17 protein-coding genes are annotated in these 16945 nt (G+C 69.6%); 15 read left to right on the forward strand and 2 right to left on the reverse strand.

Annotation, left to right across the window (positions count from 1 at the left end):
- The 11 genes from VGW35_08270 to VGW35_08320 all read left to right on the forward strand — a co-directional run.
- A partial coding sequence (locus VGW35_08270; protein ID HEV8307651.1) for a type II secretion system F family protein occupies positions 1–552 on the forward strand: 552 nt, incomplete at its 5' end.
- 13 nt (positions 553–565) lie between these two features.
- The gene (gene gspG, locus VGW35_08275) at positions 566–1045 is read left to right on the forward strand and encodes a type II secretion system major pseudopilin GspG (protein HEV8307652.1); all 480 of its coding nucleotides are present in this window, start codon (positions 566–568) and stop codon (positions 1043–1045) included.
- The gene (locus VGW35_08280) at positions 1042–1512 is read left to right on the forward strand and encodes a GspH/FimT family pseudopilin (protein HEV8307653.1); all 471 of its coding nucleotides are present in this window, start codon (positions 1042–1044) and stop codon (positions 1510–1512) included. Before gspG ends, VGW35_08280 begins: the two co-directional genes overlap by 4 nt.
- A 59-nt stretch (positions 1513–1571) precedes the next feature.
- Positions 1572–2087: a prepilin-type N-terminal cleavage/methylation domain-containing protein gene (locus VGW35_08285; protein ID HEV8307654.1), complete on the forward strand. Its 516-nt coding sequence runs from the start codon at positions 1572–1574 to the stop codon at positions 2085–2087.
- 38 nt (positions 2088–2125) lie between these two features.
- Positions 2126–2719, forward strand: a complete 594-nt coding sequence (locus tag VGW35_08290) for a type II secretion system protein GspJ (protein ID HEV8307655.1) — start codon at positions 2126–2128, stop codon at positions 2717–2719.
- Between the two features lie 173 nt (positions 2720–2892).
- A complete protein-coding gene (locus VGW35_08295) occupies positions 2893–3858 on the forward strand; it encodes a hypothetical protein (GenBank protein HEV8307656.1) in 966 nt (321 codons plus the stop codon).
- A gap of 25 nt (positions 3859–3883) precedes the next feature.
- Positions 3884–5326, forward strand: a complete 1443-nt coding sequence (locus VGW35_08300; GenBank protein ID HEV8307657.1) for a PilN domain-containing protein — start codon at positions 3884–3886, stop codon at positions 5324–5326.
- On the forward strand, positions 5323–5931 hold the full coding sequence (gspM, locus tag VGW35_08305) for a type II secretion system protein GspM (GenBank protein ID HEV8307658.1): 609 nt from the start codon (positions 5323–5325) through the stop codon (positions 5929–5931). Before VGW35_08300 ends, gspM begins: the two co-directional genes overlap by 4 nt.
- 33 nt (positions 5932–5964) lie before the next feature.
- The gene (locus tag VGW35_08310; protein HEV8307659.1) at positions 5965–6828 is read left to right on the forward strand and encodes a type II secretion system protein N; all 864 of its coding nucleotides are present in this window, start codon (positions 5965–5967) and stop codon (positions 6826–6828) included.
- A 326-nt stretch (positions 6829–7154) separates the two neighbouring features.
- Positions 7155–9299, forward strand: coding sequence for a type II secretion system secretin GspD (gene gspD, locus VGW35_08315; GenBank protein HEV8307660.1), 2145 nt, complete (start codon positions 7155–7157; stop codon positions 9297–9299).
- Positions 9289–9900 carry a hypothetical protein gene (locus tag VGW35_08320; protein ID HEV8307661.1) on the forward strand — a complete coding sequence of 204 codons (612 nt, stop codon included), beginning with the start codon at positions 9289–9291 and terminating at the stop codon, positions 9898–9900. Before gspD ends, VGW35_08320 begins: the two co-directional genes overlap by 11 nt.
- Before the next feature lie 257 nt (positions 9901–10157).
- Here VGW35_08320 and VGW35_08325 read toward each other — a convergent pair whose 3' ends face one another.
- Together VGW35_08325 and VGW35_08330 are read right to left on the reverse strand one after the other, a co-directional pair.
- On the reverse strand, positions 10158–11252 hold the full coding sequence (locus VGW35_08325) for a beta-ketoacyl-ACP synthase III (GenBank protein ID HEV8307662.1): 1095 nt from the start codon (positions 11250–11252) through the stop codon (positions 10158–10160).
- Between the two features lie 111 nt (positions 11253–11363).
- Positions 11364–12149 (reverse strand): enoyl-CoA hydratase, encoded by a 786-nt coding sequence (locus VGW35_08330; GenBank protein HEV8307663.1) that lies wholly within the window; start codon positions 12147–12149, stop codon positions 11364–11366.
- 131 nt (positions 12150–12280) lie between these two features.
- Between VGW35_08330 and VGW35_08335 the strand changes: the two genes are divergently transcribed.
- From VGW35_08335 to VGW35_08350, 4 genes are all read left to right on the forward strand, one after another.
- The gene (locus VGW35_08335; GenBank protein HEV8307664.1) at positions 12281–13627 is read left to right on the forward strand and encodes a sigma-54 dependent transcriptional regulator; all 1347 of its coding nucleotides are present in this window, start codon (positions 12281–12283) and stop codon (positions 13625–13627) included.
- A gap of 312 nt (positions 13628–13939) precedes the next feature.
- On the forward strand, positions 13940–14890 hold the full coding sequence (locus VGW35_08340; GenBank protein HEV8307665.1) for a hypothetical protein: 951 nt from the start codon (positions 13940–13942) through the stop codon (positions 14888–14890).
- A gap of 38 nt (positions 14891–14928) precedes the next feature.
- Positions 14929–16563, forward strand: coding sequence for an HD domain-containing phosphohydrolase (locus VGW35_08345; GenBank protein ID HEV8307666.1), 1635 nt, complete (start codon positions 14929–14931; stop codon positions 16561–16563).
- On the forward strand, positions 16560–16937 hold the full coding sequence (locus tag VGW35_08350; GenBank protein HEV8307667.1) for a response regulator: 378 nt from the start codon (positions 16560–16562) through the stop codon (positions 16935–16937). The genes VGW35_08345 and VGW35_08350 overlap by 4 nt, the downstream gene beginning before the upstream one ends.
- Positions 16938–16945: the final 8 nt, after the last annotated feature.

Consider the following 16945-nt stretch of genomic DNA (forward strand, 5'->3'; position numbering starts at 1 on the left):
GCGTACTGGTGGGTCCTCGTCCTGCTCGCCATGGCGGGCCTCCTCTCCTGGCAGCTCATCACCCGGTCGGACGCCGGTCGCCTGGCGGTCGACCGCTGGCTGCTCACGCTGCCGGCCGTCGGGAATCTCCTTCGCAAGATCGAGGTCGGACGCTTCGCGCGGACCCTGGGCACGCTGCTCCACGCCGGCGTGCCGCTCCTGACCGCCCTCGGTGTCGCCCGGGAGGTGGCCGGCAATCGCGTGATCGCCCTGGCCCTGGGAACGGTCCAGGAGGGGGCCAAGCGCGGCGACGGGCTCGCCCGGCCGATGGCCGAGACCGAGACCTTTCCCCCGCTCGCCATCCACATGGTCCGGGTCGGCGAGGAGACGGGACGTCTGGAGGACATGCTGGGCCGAGTCGCCACGGCCTACGAGACGGAGATCCGCGTGGCCGTCCGTCGGTTCATCGCGCTCCTGGAACCGATCATCATCCTGGCCCTCGGCCTGGTGGTGCTGGGCATCGTCCTCTCGATCCTCCTGGCCATCCTGAGCATCAACGAGCTGCCCCTCTAACCGTCGGAGTGTCATGATCAGGCAAGATCGGATCGAGTCGCACCTCCCCGTGGCCTCCCGTTTCCGCCGGGACCAGCGAGGCTTCACGCTCATCGAGCTTCTGGTGGTCGTGATCATCCTCGGGCTCCTGGCCGCCCTGGTGGGACCCCGCTTCTTCGGCCGCGTCGGGCAGTCCAAACAGGCCGCGGCGCGTGTCCAGATCGAGCTCCTCGGGACCGCGCTCGACCAGTTCAGGCTGGACACCAGCCGCTATCCGACGACCCAGGAGGGCCTCCAGGCACTCCAGGCCAACCCGGGAAACATCAACGGCTGGGAGGGTCCCTACCTCAAGAAGGATGTCCCCCGGGATCCGTGGGGGAACCCCTACCAGTACAAGAGTCCCGGAGAGCGCGGCGACTACGATCTCTTCTCCTATGGCGCCGACGGCCAGCCGGGGGGCGAGGGGGAGAACGCCGACGTCACGAGCTGGGGCAGCGAGAGCAAGCAGAAGTGAGCCGGCGACCGCGTGGGCCAGGCGGCCAGTCGGCGGGCTTCACGCTGATCGAGATCGCGGTCGTGCTCGCGATCCTCTCGGTGGCGGCTGCCCTCGTGCTCCCCGCGGTGGGCCGCGGGAAAGAATCGCTGCGGCTCCGGAGCGAGGCCGGGCGCGTCGCCGCCTTGCTGCGCGAGGCCCGGCAGCAGGCGGTGACGCACCGGCGAGCGACCCGCGTCACCCTCGACCGGGCTCGGAACACCGTGGTGCTCACGGCGGGCGACCCCGATCATCCCCTCCGCCAGCTCGAGATGGCCTCCGGACTCCGCATCAGCGTGCGAACGGGCGGCGAGGTGCTGACCTTCTCCTCCCGCGGCATCACCCGCGAGACTCGCTGGCTCGTCGAAGGATCGAGCGGACGGCGACTGGCGGTGGACGTGGACGCGGTGACCGGCCGGGTCACGGTGGGCCCGGAGACCCGCTCGTGACGGCGCGGCCCGATACCCGTCGCCGCGGGTCGTCCTCGGTCGTCGGCGGGCCTCAACGTATGCGGCATACGCCTCGGCCCGCCTCCTCGGGTTGGCGCGCCTCGGACGGCGGGGCCCCAGCCCCGCGACGTCCTGCGGCGCGCCCCTCGGACCTGCGGCCTACCGCGGCTCGGGTCTCGGCCCGCGAGTCGAGTCGAGCGGGGGGGTTCACCCTCATAGAGGTCCTGGTGGCGCTCATCGTCCTGTCGGTCGCCGTGGTCGCCGTCCTCCAGCTCTTCGGGGGCGGCCTCCGACTGGCCCGCGTCTCGGGCGACCACGTCGCCGCGACCCTCCTGGCGAGCGCGAAGCTCTCGGAGCTCGCGCCGGGCCCCCTCGAGGAGGGGACGATCGAGGGCGCCGAGGGACTCTACCAGTGGACCCGCCGGGTGGCCTTCGAGCCGGCCCTCCTGCCCGTCCAGCCCGGCCCCGGCGACCGCCGGACCGTCCGCCTGGCCCGGATCAGCGTCGAGGTGCGCTGGGGGAAGAGCCGCCGGGTTGAGCTGGTGACCCTGCGCGCCTGGAGCCTCACGTCGTGAAGGCCAGGGCCCCCCGCTGTCCCGGGACCGCGCCGGGGATGACCCTTCTGGAAGTCCTCCTCGCCTTCTCCATCTTCGCCGTCATCGTGGTCGTCATGCTGGCGGGCCTCCGGGTCGGCGTGCGAGCGTGGGAAGCAGGAGAGCGCCGGGCCGCCGTGCAGCAGGAGATGCGCGCCGTGATCGAGCTCCTGACCGAAGCGCTGTCCACTGCCTACCCGTACCGGGGGCGGCTCGGAGGCGGCCTCGAGCGCGTGGTGCTCTTCGTGGGCGAGGCCGCCGAGGTCCGCTTCGTCACCACCGCGCCGCCGCTGGCGCTGGATGCACCCGCCGTCCCGTTTCATGCGGTGACGCTCCGGCACACCGCGGAGAACGAGCTTCGCATCGTCGAGCGCCTGGTGCCCGCCGAGGAGCCGTTCGGCGACAGCCCGCACACCGTTCTCTCTCGCTCCGTCACGGGCTTCCGGCTGCAGTACCGCGACGACCAGGGGCTCTGGCAGGACAAGTGGAGCGGCCAGACGACTGCGGCGCTGCCGTCGGCGGTTCGCGTGGAGCTCACCCTGCGCGAGCGGGGTCGAGCCGAGAAGACTGCCACCTTCCTGGTGCCGATCGCGCTGGGGAAGGTCGCGGCCTGATGAACCGGCCCGGGCCGATGCCCGTCGCATCCCGTCGTCCTCGGTCGTCGGCGGGCCTCAACGTATGCGGCATACGCCTCGGCCCGCCTCCTCCCTGCGTCCTGGGGCTGCTCGGGCCTCGGCCCGGTTCCATCGCCGGATCAGATCACGCCGCTGATCCGAAGGTGACCCTGATGGGCCGGCCCGGCCTCCCGGCTCTAGGGGACGAGCGTGGCCTGGCGCTGATCATCGTGCTGCTCGTGCTGTCGCTGCTCCTGTCGGTCGTGGGCGAGTTCGCCCTGGCCATGCGGCTCGAAGGCACGACCACGGCGAACTTCCAGGCCTCCGTCACGGCGACGTACCTCGCCGAAGCCGGCTACCAGCGGGCCGTGGCCGAGATCCTTCCCGAAGCCATCGCCCACCATCTGGACGAAACCCGGCTCCTCGTCTTCCGCCGCACCCGGATCGAGACCCCGGTAGCGCCCAGCCGACGGGACATCGCGCTGGGTGCTGGGCGATTTTCCTACCGGATCAGCGACGAGGAGGCCCGGCTGAATCTGAACCGCGCCTCTCCGGACATCCTCCATCGCCTCTTGACCGAGCTGGGCGTCGAGCGGCAGATCCGCGACGTGATCGTCGACTCCATCCTCGACTGGCGGGATCCGAACGAGGAGCACCGGCTCAACGGCGCCGAGAGCGAGTACTACCTGGCGCTTCCCGTGCCTTACCGGTCGAAGAACGCCGACTTCGACACGGTGGACGAGCTGCTCCAGGTACGGGGGGTGACGCCGGAGATCTTCTATGGGCGACCCGAATCACCGGGCCTGCGGGAGTACCTCACGGTCGCCGGCACCGGGGCCATCAACATCAACACCGCCAGCGATGTCGTGCTCCGGACCATGGGGTTCGCCCAGCCGGAGGTCGATCTCCTGAAGGCCGGCCGACCCTACTTCGACCTTTCCACCCTCTCCGCTCAGCTCCGGCGCGGGGCTCAGCGAACGCGCTCCGACACCTTCCGCATCGAGGCGACCGGACAGGTAGGCGGCCAGGGCCGCCGCACGCTCACGGTCCTCGTCCAGCGGCGCCCGGACCGCGCCGCCACCGGGGTGCAAGTCGCCACCCTGGGCTGGCAGTGGAAGGATGAGGAGGTCCCGCGGTGAGGGCGGGCACCCGCCGCGTCGGGACATGAGCGACATCATCGGGCTGGTGCTGCGCGAAGACCGTCTCGACGGCGTCGTGGTCCGGCGCCAGCTGCGCCGCGCCCACGCGCTCACCACCTTCAGCCTGGCCGTCGGGGACCAGCTCGAGGCGGCGCTCCGCGCCAAGCTCCGCGAAGCCGGCGTGCGCACCCGCCGGGTCCACGTCGGGATTCCCCGCCGACGCGCGGTGGTCAAGGTCATCGAGCTACCGACCGTGGCCGGCGCCGACCTTCGACGGATGGTCGGCTTCGAGCTGGAGCGGCACCTGCCATTCCCGGCCTCGGAGGCGGTTTACGACTTCCACGTCGTGGAGCAGACGCCCGGCCAGCCGGTCCGCGTCCTCCTCGTGGCGGTCGAGCGCCGCGCGTTCGAGCGGGTCGCCCAGCTCTGCCGGGAAGCCGGGCTCGTCCTGCGGCTCGTGGACGTGACGATCCACAGCCTGGCGGCGCTAGCCGCGCCGGAGGCGGGCACCGGGCCGGGGGAAGACCGCGTCGTCCTGCACCTCGAGGAAACCGAAGCGGAGCTCGCCGTCGTGCGGCACGGGCGCCCGCTCTTGAGCCGGGCGTTCGCGCTTCCGCCGAACGGGAAGGAACGGGGCCACGTGCTGATCGAGGAGCTCCGGCGGAGCCTCGGCGGGCTGCGGGTAGCCGACCGCGAGGCCGTGGCCGACATGATCGTGACCGGCGGCGCCCTGCCGGAGACCGACCTGGTGGACCTGCCGATCCACACGGCCATCAGCCTCCCGCCGGGCGTGAGCGGCCTCCCCGAGGACTCGCCGCTCGTGCCGGCCCTGGCCGTGGCGCTGCGGCGAACCGATCGCGGGGCGCTCCGCACCAATCTGATGCCGGATGAGCTGCGGCCGCGGCCGTTTCCCTGGCCGGTGGCGCTCACCGCCGGACTGGCCGGGCTCACCCTCTGTCTCGCTCTCGCGGTCCCGGCCCTGACCATGATCCGGGACGAGCGTCAGCTCCAGACCCTGAACCAGGCCATCGAGCGCCTCGCGCCGACCGTCCGCGAGGTGGAGCAGCTCGTCAGCGCGGTCGAGCGGACGCGGCGTGAGGTCGAGACGCTGCGTAGCTTCGAGGCGCAACACGTCCGGGCTCTGCCGCTCCTGCGGGAGCTGACCGAGCTCCTGCCGGCCGACGTCTGGCTCACCAACCTCTCCATGGACCAGAAGGGGATCGAGCTGGCCGGCTTCGCGGCCTCGGCTGCCCCGCTGATCCCGCTCCTCGAGGCCTCACCCACCCTCGAGCGCGTGGAGTTCACCTCACCGGTAACCAAGGGGCGCGACCGCGAGCAGTTCCGGCTCAAGGGAACGTGGGAGCGATCCCCCGCCGCCTCCCCCCCGCCGGCGTCGGCGGAGCCCGTCGGCCCGACACGCCAGCCCGGGGTGGCTCCTCCGGGCGCGCCACCTCCGAGGGCGCGATGACCGTCGCCACCCTTCGTCCCCGCGAGCGGCGCCTCTTGATCATCGGCGGGATCGCCGCCGCCGTGGTCCTGGGGTACATGTACGTCGTGGAGCCGCTCGTGGCACGCCACGAGCGGGTGCGCACCTTGATCGCCTCGCGCGAGAACCTCCTCACGCGTCAGCAGCGACTCGTCGCGCGTCGCGAGCGGTTCGTGCAGGAGCGGAAGGCCTTGCAGGCCGAGCTGACCCAGCGCCGCGCCCGCCTCCTGCCCGGCGACAAGCCCCCTCTCGCGGCCTCCGAGCTCCAGAAGCTGGTCAAGGCCACCGCGGAGGACACGGGCGTCGAGATTCGGAGCGAACGCATCCTGCCCACGACGGAGCGCGGCGGCTATGCCGAGGTCCCCGTGGAAGTCACGCTCTCCGGTCCGATCCGGTCGATCGTTTCCTTCCTCTACCGCCTGGAAGGGGTGCCCGTCCAGGTGAGCGTCCAGGACCTGAAGCTGCGGGTCGCCTCCATCGGCGCGCCGCGGGAGATCCTGGCCACGCTGGCCCTGACGGGCTACATCGCGACGGGCAGTCCCGGTGAGCCGCGGCCGTCCGGTCCCGGCCGAACACCGGGGGCATAGGACCATGGCCCTGATCGTTCATCGGAGCCTCAGATGCTGAACCGCGTGCTGCTCGTGCTGGACGTGCTCCTCGTCCTCGCGTCGGGCGCCCTCGGCGTCCATCTCTATCGCGTGTGGACCCCCGCGCCGGCCAGCGCCACGCCGGCCCCACCCGCCGCGGCGGGGGCGGCTCCCGCGGCGCCGTCGGCGGCCCCGAAGGCGCCGCCGAACCCGCTGTCGACCTATGCGGTGGTGGCCGAGCGGAATCTCTTCAGCCCGACCCGGAACGAGGCACCCGCGGAGACGCCCAAGGTCCCGACGGTGGCCCAGACCCCCCCCGCGCCCCCGGCGCCCAAGCCGCGGCTCTACGGCGTCGTCATCGGGCCCGACGGGGGATCGCGCGCGTACCTCGAGGACCCGCGGACGCGAAAGGTCTTCGGCTACGCGGTCGGGGATTCGGTGGCCGACAGCCGCCTGGAGCAGATCCGGAACGATCGCGTCGTCCTGCGCCGCGGCAGCGAGGTTTTCGAGGTGATGCTGCGCGACCCGTCCAAGCCGAAGCCGACGGCAGCCCCGCAGGTCCCCATCCGCGGGATCCCCGGCGCCACGCGCGGCGTGCCGGTGCCAGGCGCCGTGCCGGAGGTCGAGGAAGAACCCGTGGTGCCCACGCCGATGGTGCCGGGGGCGATGGTCCCCGGGCAGCCTTATGACCCGAGCACCGGCGTCCCCTTGCAGCCGGGATTTCCCGGGATGCCGGGGCAGCCATTCTTCCCACCCGGCTCGACGATCCCCTCGATGCCCCCCGAGAGCCCCATGGTCGGGCCTCGGCGGCCTCCCGTTCGGACTCCCGGCTCGGTGCCCGGGAACCCGACGATTCCCCAGGGGCGATCTTACCCGCAGGGAGCCGGGCGCCCGTGACGCGCCTCAGCCGCGGGGTGGCGCTCGTCCTGCTGGCAGGGCTGGCCGCTGCCTGTGCCGAGCTCCGGGGCCACGACGTGAGCCGCGGCCCCCAGACGCCGCGGCCGGCGGCCGTTGCGCCGGCAACCCCACCGGCTCCGCCTCCGTCCCTTCCGACCGCCAGCCCGACGCCGGTCGCGCAGCTTCCCCCCGGCCCGGCCACCCCGCCGGCGCCCCCGGCCACGCCCGGCGGTCAGGCCCCTGGCTCTCAGACCCAGCCGGCTCCGTTCCCGGGACCTTCCGCCCCCCGGCCGGCGACCCCGCCGACGGGGCGGGGCCGGCAGATCGTGCTCAACTTCGACAATGCCGACATCGAGGCGGTGATCCAGGCCGCCAGCGAGATCGCCGGCTTCAACTACACGATCGGCCCGGGCGTCGCCGGCAAGAAGGTCACGGTCCAGACGGCGGGTCGCATCCCCGAGGACGAAGTCTTCAACGTCCTGCTGGCCGTCCTCGAGGTGCACGGCGTGACCGCGATCCGCTCCGGGAACCTCTACAAGATCGTGCCGCTCGCTACCGCCCGGGAGCGTCCGGTCCCGACCATCATCGGCGCCCAGCCCGATCCGGCTCGGCGGGACGATGAGGTGATCACCCAGATCGTTCCGATCACCTACGTCCCCGCCGACCGCGTGGGGGCCGCCATCCGGCCGTTCGTCCAGGGCGGGAACATCGTCGTCCACGGAAACCTCCTGATCATCACCGACACCGCCGTGAACATCGCGCGGCTGCTCCGCATCGTGAGCGCCCTCGACGTCGAGGCGGCGCTCGACGAACTTCGGATCATCCCGGTCCGGTACTCCGACGCCGTGGAGCTGGGCAAGATCCTCACCGACTTCTTCGCGGGCCGCCGGGTTCGGACCCCGACCACCACGGTGACGCCGCCGGTCGCGCGACCGGGCGTCCCGGCAGTCCCCGGCGTCACCACGGGCGCCGAGCCGGCCGAGCGCCCGCCCCTGATCATCGCGGACAAGCGGACGAACTCCCTGATCATCTCGGCCCGGCGCGGGGACCTGGAAACGATCACCCAGCTCCTGAGCCAGCTCGACGTCGACACCCAGGCCAACAAGCGCGTGTTCGTCTACTACGTGGAGAACGTCAAGGCCAAGGATCTGGCGGCCACCCTGACCGAAATCTTCGGGCGGCCCAGCCGGGAAGGCGAGGCCGCGCCGCGAGATCGGCGCGAGGCTCCGCCGACCACCACGCCGTATCCCGCCGTCCCACCGACCGGCCTCACCGGGCCGGGGGCGACCCTGGGGATCCCCGAGCGCGCTCCGACGCCGGCGCCGGGTCCCGGCGCCGAGCTCGAGCCCGGGGTCGTGGAGGGCCAGGTCAAGATCGTGGCCGACGAGCCCAACAACGCCCTGGTGGTCACGACCTTCCCCCGGAACTGGCCGCTCATCGACGACACCATCCGCAAGCTCGACCGGACCCCGAAGCAGGTTCTCATCGAGGTGCTGGTGGTCGAGCTCTCGCTCGACGATGACACCGAGCTCGGGCTGGAGTGGGCGATTCGCACCCAGCGGAACGTCAACATCGGCGGCAACACCTACAACATCGGCAACGTCTCACGCCTGGACGTCGGCCCGCCCGGACCAGCCTTCAGCACGAACACGCCGCCTGGCCTCCCGGCATTCCCCGGTATCTCGACGTCGCTGCCCTTCCAGGGCTTCACGTTCTTCCTCTTCGAGACCGACCGCTTCCTGGGCCTCATCAACCTGTACGCGAACTACGGTCGGGTCAACGTCCTCTCCAGCCCGCACATCCTCACGTCCGAGAACAAGAAGGCCGTCATCAATGTGAGCGACTCGGTCCCCATCGTCACGACCCAGGTGACGGCCCAGACCGGGACACCGCCCTCCCAGGTCCAGCAGCCCCCGACCAACGTCCTGACCCAGAACGTGGAGTACCGGGACGCGGGAATCATCCTCACCGTCACGCCGCGCATCAGCGAGAAGCGGGTGGTGGCGCTGGACGTCAAACAGACCGTGAACAGCGTCGGCGAGCCGCAGCCGCCCAGTGGTTCCCCGATCATCATCAAGCGGGAAGCCGAGACCTCGGTCGTGCTCCACGACAACCAGACCCTGGTCCTCGGCGGCCTCATCCAGACCCGGCGCGACAACACGCAGACCGGGATCCCCGGGCTGTCCCGGATTCCCTGGGTCGGCTTCCTGTTCGGCAAGGACTCCAAGAGGTTCCGGCGGACCGAGCTGCTCCTCCTCATCACGCCGCGGGTGATCGGGGATCCCAGCGAAGGACGCGAGATCTACGAGCAAATCCGGGCCCAGCGCCCGGATCTCGTGCGGGAACTGCGCGGACATCCGTCCATCCTGAAGCCGGCCGCTCCCGAGCCGGCCCCCATCCCGCCGGCGGCGCCCAAGCCGCCGGCGACGCCGCTCCCGGTCGGCTCTGGAGGGTCTACGAATGATCGATAGTCGACCGCGATCCCGGGCCCGGGCCCTCGCGCTCCTCTTCCTGCCCCTCGCGCTCGCCGGGTGCGGCACCTCGGGCTCGAGTCAGAGCGGAACCGGGGGCTCCTTCACGTTCCTCACCGTGGACCTCTTCTCGCTCAGCGGCGCCACGCCGGTGAGCTCGGTCAACTCATTCCTCGATGACAACGCCACATCGACGGTGGTGTGCGTGACCCTCCGCAACAACCTCAAGAATCCCGGCGTGACGGCGCCGACGACGCTCGACAACGTCATCATTCGAACCTACACCGTGAGCATCACCCGGCTCGACGGCGGTCCGCCCCCGGGCCCCTTCACGTTCAACACCGCCTTCCTCGTCCCCGCCGGCGTCATCTCCGGCACACCACCCGCCGCCACCGGCAACACCGCCCGCGTCGCCATCATCCTGGTCCCCGCCCAGGCCAAGAACGAGCCCCCCCTCCGGCCGTTCCCCAAGCTGCCGCTCAACGCCACTGCCGAGGTCATCTTCAAGGGGGAGAATGCTCGGGGGGAAACCCTCGAGGCTCGCGGCGCCATCACGCTGACCTTCCTCGTGGAAGCGAAGGATACCGCGGCGGCCTGCTAGATCATGGGAGGGGGCCTCGACGGCCCCCTCCCAGACCCTCCCCCCGAGGGGGGGTTGCGCGGGCAAGCCCGCGCTCGGAGTGGAACACCGACCCGCGGCGACCGGACGAGGCGTTGGCGCGCGATACTTCGGGGGGTCTCGGAAGGCCCCCCGATGCCCCCCTCGGTTACGGCGGCACAGCCGCCGCTCTCCAGGCCATCGGAAGGGTGCCTGCGCCGCGGCGCGGGCGCCAGGTGAGGCGGCGGCAGACGGGCAGGCTACCAGCGGAGGAGGGTCGCCCCCCAGGCGAAGCCCGTCCCGAAGGCCGCGGTCAGGACGAGGTCGCCCTCCTTGATCCGCCCTTCGGCGAAAGCCTCGTGAATGCAGATCGGGACCGAGGCCGCCGAGGTGTTGCCGTACTTGTGGATGTTGTTGAACATCTTCCCCGGCGGGATCTTCGCGTAGTCGGCGATGGAGTCGATGATCCGCATGTTCGCTTGATGAAAAAGGTAGAGATCGACGTCGGCGGGGGTGAGCCCGTTGGCCGACAGGGCTTCGTGCATGACTTCCTTGAAGCGCCGCACGGCTTGCATGAACACGGAGCGGCCGTTCATCCGGGGCCGCGCCCGCCCGTCGTCGATCTTCTTCTTCGACACCAGCGGGAAGGTCGAGTTTCCGTAGATCTCGCCGTAGAGCTTGTCGAGGATGGTGCCGTCAGTGTGAAGGTGGTGGGAGATGATGCCGCTGGGGGAACTCTGCTCTACGGCCTGCAGCACCACCGCCCCGGCCCCATCGGCGAACAACACGGCCATGTCCCGCCCGCGGTCCGAGAACTCTATCATGGGCGAGAGCATCTCGGCGCCGACGACGAGCACGCGCTCGTACGTCCCGATGCGCATGAACGCGTCGGCCGTGGCCAGCGCGTACACGAAGCCGGCGCACCCTTGCTGGAGGTTCAGCACCGGCGTGCTGGTGAGACCGAACTTCGAGGCCATCACGCACCCGGTGTGCGGGTAGGCGTACTCCGGGATGGTGGTGGTATCGACGATGAAGTCGATGTCGTCGATCTGGAGGCCCGCGTTCTTCAACGCCATCTGCGAGGCTTCGTAGGCGAGGTCGGCCGGCGTCAACGCGGCATCGATCTCGCCGTCCACGCCGTGGGTGAACACCTCGCGGACATAGGCATCCTTGTCAGGCGCCTCGGCGAGGCGGAGAAGAAACCGGTACGTGCTCGGCGAGACGCGCCGCTCCTTGATGCCGGTCCGCTGCGTGATCCACTCGTCGGACGTCGTGAAGCACCGCGCCAGCAGGTGGTTGTCCACCACGCACTCCGGCACGGCCATTCCGGTCCCGATGATCTTCGCCTTCTTCATCTGGGCCTACCGTACTATCGCCTCGCGAGCGCTGTCAAGGAGAGGAATCGTTCGCCGTGTCCCGCACTTAGCTCGACAGTGGCCGGGGCCGTCGAGGCCCTCTCCCAGGGCTCAGGCCCCGGTGAACCGGGGCGGGCGCTTCTCGAAGAACGCCGCCAATCCCTCCCGGTGGTCTTCCGACTCGATCATCATCCCCTGGCCGAGTGCCTCCCACCCGAGGGCGGTGTCGAGGTCGAGGGCCGGCGCCCGGTTCAGTAGCGATTTCGCCAGGGCCAGGGCCCGCGGCGGGCCATCGGCGATCCGGCGCGCCAGGGCCAGGGTGTGAGTCGCCAGCTCTCCCGCCGGGACGACGCGGTTGACCAGGCCGATCCGCTCCGCCTCGGCGGCCTCCAGGACGTCCGCCGTGAACACCAGTTCCTTGGCCTTCGCGAGCCCCACCCGGCGCGGCAGATGGTAGATCCCGCCTCCGTCGGGAATCAGGCCGAGGCGCGCGAAGACCTCGCCGAACCGAGCCCGATCCGCCGCCACCACGATGTCACAGGCCAGGGCCAAGTTACAGCCGGCACCCACGGCGACGCCGTCGACCATGGCGATCGTCGGGGTCCGGAAGCGCGCCAGCGCCAGCACGGCCCGGTTCATCGCCTCCACGCGAGCCTGCCCTTCCGTACCGGTCACCCGACGGGCCCGCATGAGCTTGACGTCCCCGCCGGCGCAGAAGTGCTCACCCGCGCCGCGCAGGATGAGGACACGAACCTGTGCGTCCCGTTCGAGGGCATGGAGGGTGGCCTCGAGATCGTCCCGCAGCTCGAGGTTGAGGGCATTCCGTGCCTCCGGCCGATTCAGTGTCACCGTGGCGATGCCGTCCGTCTGCTCCACCAGCACGGTCCTGCCGCCCATGTCTGCCTCCCTGTTGATGAAAAATCCCTCGGATTCGCGCCGGGCGCCGGGGGAGGCCTGGTCAGTCCCTGGGCGCTCCCCAGTAAAGATTGACAAGAAATTGACCAGGCGGGTATCTTAGCAAATCCGCCATGGACAGCATCCTGGTCATCGACGACGAGAGAAGCGTCCGCCAGCTGCTCTCCAAGGTCTTCGCCCAAGAGCAGGTCGAAATCTACACCGCGAGCACGGCGGCGGAAGGGCTCCAGAAGGCCGACGATGCGGATCCCGACATCATCCTCCTGGACCTGCGCCTGCCCGACGCGAGCGGGCTCGAGGTCCTCAAGACACTCAAGGCCCGGCACCCCGACACTCCCGTGATCATGATCACCGGCTTCGGCCAGGTGGAGAGCGCGGTCGAGGCCATGAAGCACGGGGCGACCGACTATCTGGAGAAGCCGTTCGAGCCTCTCGACAAGCTCCGCCTGGCCGTCGGCCGCCTCCTGGACGAGGTGAAGGCGCACCGGGAGATCCAGCGCCTCCACCAGCTTCAGGCGCGCATGTACGGCGTCGACCAGATCATCGGGGACTCCGAATCGACGCGCCATCTCCGGCAGGTCATCCGGCAGGTCGCCCAGAGCGAGGCCCAGACCATTCTCATCCTCGGCGAGAGCGGAACGGGGAAGGAGCTGGTGGCCAAGGGACTCCACTACGAAGGCGCGCGCCGGGAGTTCCCCTTCATGGAGGTCAATTGCGCGGCGATCACCGAGACGCTCTTCGAGAGCGAGCTCTTCGGCCACGAGAAGGGGTCCTTCACCGACGCCAAAGGCACCAAGAAGGGCCTGATGGAGCTGGCCGACCGCGGGACACTGTTCCTGGACGAGGTGAGCGAGATGGCCCCCGGCAGCCAGGCCAAGCTCCTGCGATGCCTCCAGGAGCGCGTCTTCCGACGGGTCGGCGGCACCCGGGACATCAAGGTCGACGTCCGGGTCATCGCGGCGACCAACCGACCGCTCGAGGCGCTCACCCGGGAGGGCAAGTTTCGCGAGGACCTCTTCTACCGCCTCAACGTCATCCCCATCGCGATCCCGCCGCTCCGGGCGCGCCGGGAGGACATTCTCCCGCTGGCCCGCCACTTCCTCGTCGAGCTCAACGCGACGTTCCACAAGGCGATCAAGAGCTTCACCCCCGACACCGAGCGACTCCTCCTCGCCTACCCGTGGCCGGGCAACGTCCGGGAGCTCCGCAACCTCATCGAGCGGCTGGTGATCCTGACGACCTCCGATTCCATCGAGCCCCAGCACCTGCCTCCGCCGTTCGGGGCACCGGCCGACGCCCCGGGCGTGCCGCGGGTCTCGGGGGAGCTCACGACGCTCGCCGACGTCGAGCGCGCCTACATCCTGCAAGCCGTGGAGAAGGCCAAGGGCAACAAGAGCCTGGCCGCGAAGATCCTCGGCATCTCGCGTCAAACCCTTCGGAAGAAGCTCGAAGGCGCCTGATTCCTCCCTGCTACCGGTCAGATTCGAGCCAGCGTGGACGCCCTGCATCCCCCGGCCATCCGTCTCTGCCGACGCGCGCCGAACTCGCGGTTACTGGCAGGAACTGGCCGGCGATCGGTCGTATTCTGGTAAAGAATCACCCATTTGGGAGTCAGGCGTCCTGGGGCCCATTCCACTAAGAGCTGACTTTCCCGCAGGTTGGGTGACAGGATGTCAAGTGGCACCCCCGTTGCACTCTTACGGGCCGCAACCCCGAGAGGCGGCTGCGAAATCCGGCAGATCCCAGGACACGAGACGAAGGGAGACCAGCGCATGCGGCCAAAGTTCAAGAAGCTGGAAGTCACGGATATCCGGGACCTCGAGAAGCTCGTCACGGAGAATGCCGAGAGCATCGAGCCTGGCCTGAGGATCATCGATTCTTGCCTCCTCCTGGGCCACGCCAGGGTCGATCTCGTGGGCCTCGACGCGAAGAACTCGCTCGTGCTCATCACGCTCGACTTCACGGCCACCGAGGACATGCTCCTGCGGGCGCTCGAAGCCTACTCCTGGTGTCTGGAGTATCCGGAGACGGTCCGCCGTCTCTATCCGAAGTCGCGATTCAAGTCGGAGCGGCCCCCGCGCGTACTCTTCATCGCCGAGCGCCTGCCCGACGCCTTCCTGCGCAAGGCGCGGCAGCTCAACTTCCCCTCGCTCGACTGCCTCACCTGTCTGCATCTCGAGGTCGACGGCGCCCCGGCCGTGTACTTCGAAGTAGTCGAGCGCATCCGGCGCGCCACCGACGAGTCACCGGAGAGCGATGCGATCGTCCCCGACCTGGCGATGGATCAGCACCCCTTCATCGAGGGGACGCCGCCCGAGCAATCCTGGGACCGGCCGGACAGCAACGCCGCCTGGCAGGCCAGGCTGGCGGCAGAGGCCAGGCTGGCGGCCACCGAGGAGGCCGCTTCACTGGCGCCCTCCACCCGCGAGCGGGAGCGCAGCTCGCGGAAGGACGGGCTCACCCGGTTCGAGCCCGACGCGGCCCGGGAAGCCGATGTGCTCGACACCGCCATCGTGGAGCCCGAGTTCCCGGGCGCGACCCCCTCGCTGGATGACTCGATCCTGGCCCAGCCGGACGATCCGACCAGCGCCGAGAGCTTCGAGCAGTACAAGGGTGAATGGCAGGAATTCCTGGATCGCCTCGGAGCCTCCAAGCTCCCGCCGAATGGGAAGCTCTCGCGGGAGTCCGAGGGGTTCCTCAAGCAGTTCGGACCCTCGGAATAGCGGACAGGATCATGGCTGGCACAGGAGGGTCCACGCCGATGAGCAACGTTCCCAACGAGCTGCCCCTGGGCGCCATGATGCCGGTGACGGAGCCAGGGACGCCCTCGGTGGCACCGCCCTCCGGGCTCGATATCCTCCGCGTCCTCCTGGTGGACGACAATGCCCACGTGCTCCAGTTCCTCACATCGGCCTTCAAGATGCACAGCTGCCTGGTGTCCACCGCGGCGGCGGCCGAACAGGCGCTGGACCTGCTCTCGGACACGGTCTTCGACCTGGTGGTGTCCGACATCAAGATGCCGGGGCTCAGCGGTCTCGATCTCCTGCGTGCCGTCAAGGGCAAGCAGCCCGGAACCCCCGTCGTCTTGATGACCGGGGTGCCGTCGATCAACTCGGCCGTGTTCGGGCTCCGTTACGGCGCCTACGACTACCTTCCGAAGCCTTTCTCGGTCAAGGAAGTCCAGCAGCTCATCCAGCGCCTCCGGAAGGATCGCCAGCAAGGTCATGCCCTGCGACAACCGGCCGGGCTGATGGAAGAGCTGGCCCGCCGCCAGACCGGAATGGAAGGCCTGTTCCGCATCGGCGAGCTGGCCTTGCAGGGACTCGATCCGGGCGTCTTCGTGGAAACGGTCCTGGACTTCACCATTCAGAGCCTGCGCGGGGACGCGGCCCTCCTGCTGCTGCGTGACCACGAGGGAAACTTCAGCCCCACCCAGAAAGGAGACCCCTCGCTCGTCAACCAGCTCCTGAGCCTGCTGCACGGCTCGTTCAACCAGCTGGTTCAGACCGCCGGCAAGGAGACGCTGACGCTCACCGCCCATGATCAGCCATTCACGGCGCTGGCGGCCCTGATCCCGGGTGTCGGCAAGAGCATGGGGATCCTCTGCCTGGGCCGAGACGCCCAGACCGGGGCGTTCCTGCCGGACGAAAAGGAGTTCCTGCTCGGCTACGCCCAGACCACCGCGCTGGCGCTCCAGCGGATCCTCCTCAAAGAGAATCTCGAGAGCAATCTGATCGACACCATCTCATCCTTCGTCAATGCGCTGGAGTCCAAGGACCTCTACCTGAAGGGCCATTCCGCCCGCGTCTCGATGTTCGCCGGCGAGATCGCGACGACCCTCGGCCTCACGCCCACCCAGGTTTTCGTGGTCCGACGGGCGGGCATCCTGCACGACCTGGGGAAACTCGTCATCCTGGACTCGATCCTGCACAAGCCGGGTCGCCTCACCAAGGAGGAGTACGCCCTGATCACCCGGCATCCGCTGGTGGCGCACAAGATCCTGAAGCCGCTTCGCTTCCTGGCTCAGGAGGCCGACGCGATCAAGTACCACCACGAGCGCTTCGACGGCAAGGGTTACCCGGACGGCTTGAAGGGCGAGGAGATCCCGCTGCCGGCCCGGATCGTCACGGTGGCCGATTCCTTCGACGCCATGACGTCGACCCGACCCTATCGGAGCGCGCTCCCCCATGACGTCGCGTTCGCCGAGATCCTCCGGGGGAAGGGCGTGCAGTTCGACCCCCGGGTGATCGACGCGTTCACGTCGATCCCGAGGAGCCGCCTGAGCGAGATCGCGCGGTACTACGACGCCCGAGCCGGAGCCCTCACCGACAAGCCCGGGACTTCCACGAGCGCGGACGCGGTGTCCGGCAAGTCCGCCATCGAGGTCGATTGTTGAAGCAGGGAAAGCCGAAGATCCTCGTCGTCGACGACGCAGGGCCGGTGGTGATCCTGTGCGTGAACATCCTGCAGGCACTGGGCTACGCGGTCAAGGCCGCCAACCGCGGAGAGCCGGCGGTCGAGCTGGTCCGGAATGAGCCATTCGACCTGATGATCGTGGATTACCGGATGCCGGGACTGGACGGATTCCAGGTGTTCGCGCAAGCCCGCGCCCTCCGCCCCGATATGGCGTTCATGCTGATAACGGCGCACGGCACGGCTGAAGTCACCAAGCAGGCCCTGGACATGGGCTTCCGGGGCGTTCTGCTGAAGCCGTTCACCTCCGAAGAGCTGCGGCTGGCGGTCGAGAAGGCCGTGGCCACCCTGGCTTGAGCGACATG

It is taken from the genome of Candidatus Methylomirabilota bacterium (assembly GCA_036005065.1).
Taxonomy (GTDB): domain Bacteria; phylum Methylomirabilota; class Methylomirabilia; order Rokubacteriales; family DASRDR01; genus DASYQW01.

Coding starts and splice junctions, on each gene's coding strand:
- gspG (HEV8307652.1), top strand. CDS start 566: ATGATCAGGCAAGATCGGATCGAGTCGCACCTCCCCGTGGCCTCCCGT.
- VGW35_08285 (HEV8307654.1), top strand. CDS start 1,572: ATGCGGCATACGCCTCGGCCCGCCTCCTCGGGTTGGCGCGCCTCGGAC.
- VGW35_08290 (HEV8307655.1), top strand. CDS start 2,126: ATGACCCTTCTGGAAGTCCTCCTCGCCTTCTCCATCTTCGCCGTCATC.
- VGW35_08295 (HEV8307656.1), top strand. CDS start 2,893: ATGGGCCGGCCCGGCCTCCCGGCTCTAGGGGACGAGCGTGGCCTGGCG.
- VGW35_08300 (HEV8307657.1), top strand. CDS start 3,884: ATGAGCGACATCATCGGGCTGGTGCTGCGCGAAGACCGTCTCGACGGC.
- gspM (HEV8307658.1), top strand. CDS start 5,323: ATGACCGTCGCCACCCTTCGTCCCCGCGAGCGGCGCCTCTTGATCATC.
- VGW35_08310 (HEV8307659.1), top strand. CDS start 5,965: ATGCTGAACCGCGTGCTGCTCGTGCTGGACGTGCTCCTCGTCCTCGCG.
- VGW35_08320 (HEV8307661.1), top strand. CDS start 9,289: ATGATCGATAGTCGACCGCGATCCCGGGCCCGGGCCCTCGCGCTCCTC.
- VGW35_08325 (HEV8307662.1), bottom strand. CDS start 11,252: ATGAAGAAGGCGAAGATCATCGGGACCGGAATGGCCGTGCCGGAGTGC.
- VGW35_08330 (HEV8307663.1), bottom strand. CDS start 12,149: ATGGGCGGCAGGACCGTGCTGGTGGAGCAGACGGACGGCATCGCCACG.
- VGW35_08335 (HEV8307664.1), top strand. CDS start 12,281: ATGGACAGCATCCTGGTCATCGACGACGAGAGAAGCGTCCGCCAGCTG.
- VGW35_08340 (HEV8307665.1), top strand. CDS start 13,940: ATGCGGCCAAAGTTCAAGAAGCTGGAAGTCACGGATATCCGGGACCTC.
- VGW35_08345 (HEV8307666.1), top strand. CDS start 14,929: ATGAGCAACGTTCCCAACGAGCTGCCCCTGGGCGCCATGATGCCGGTG.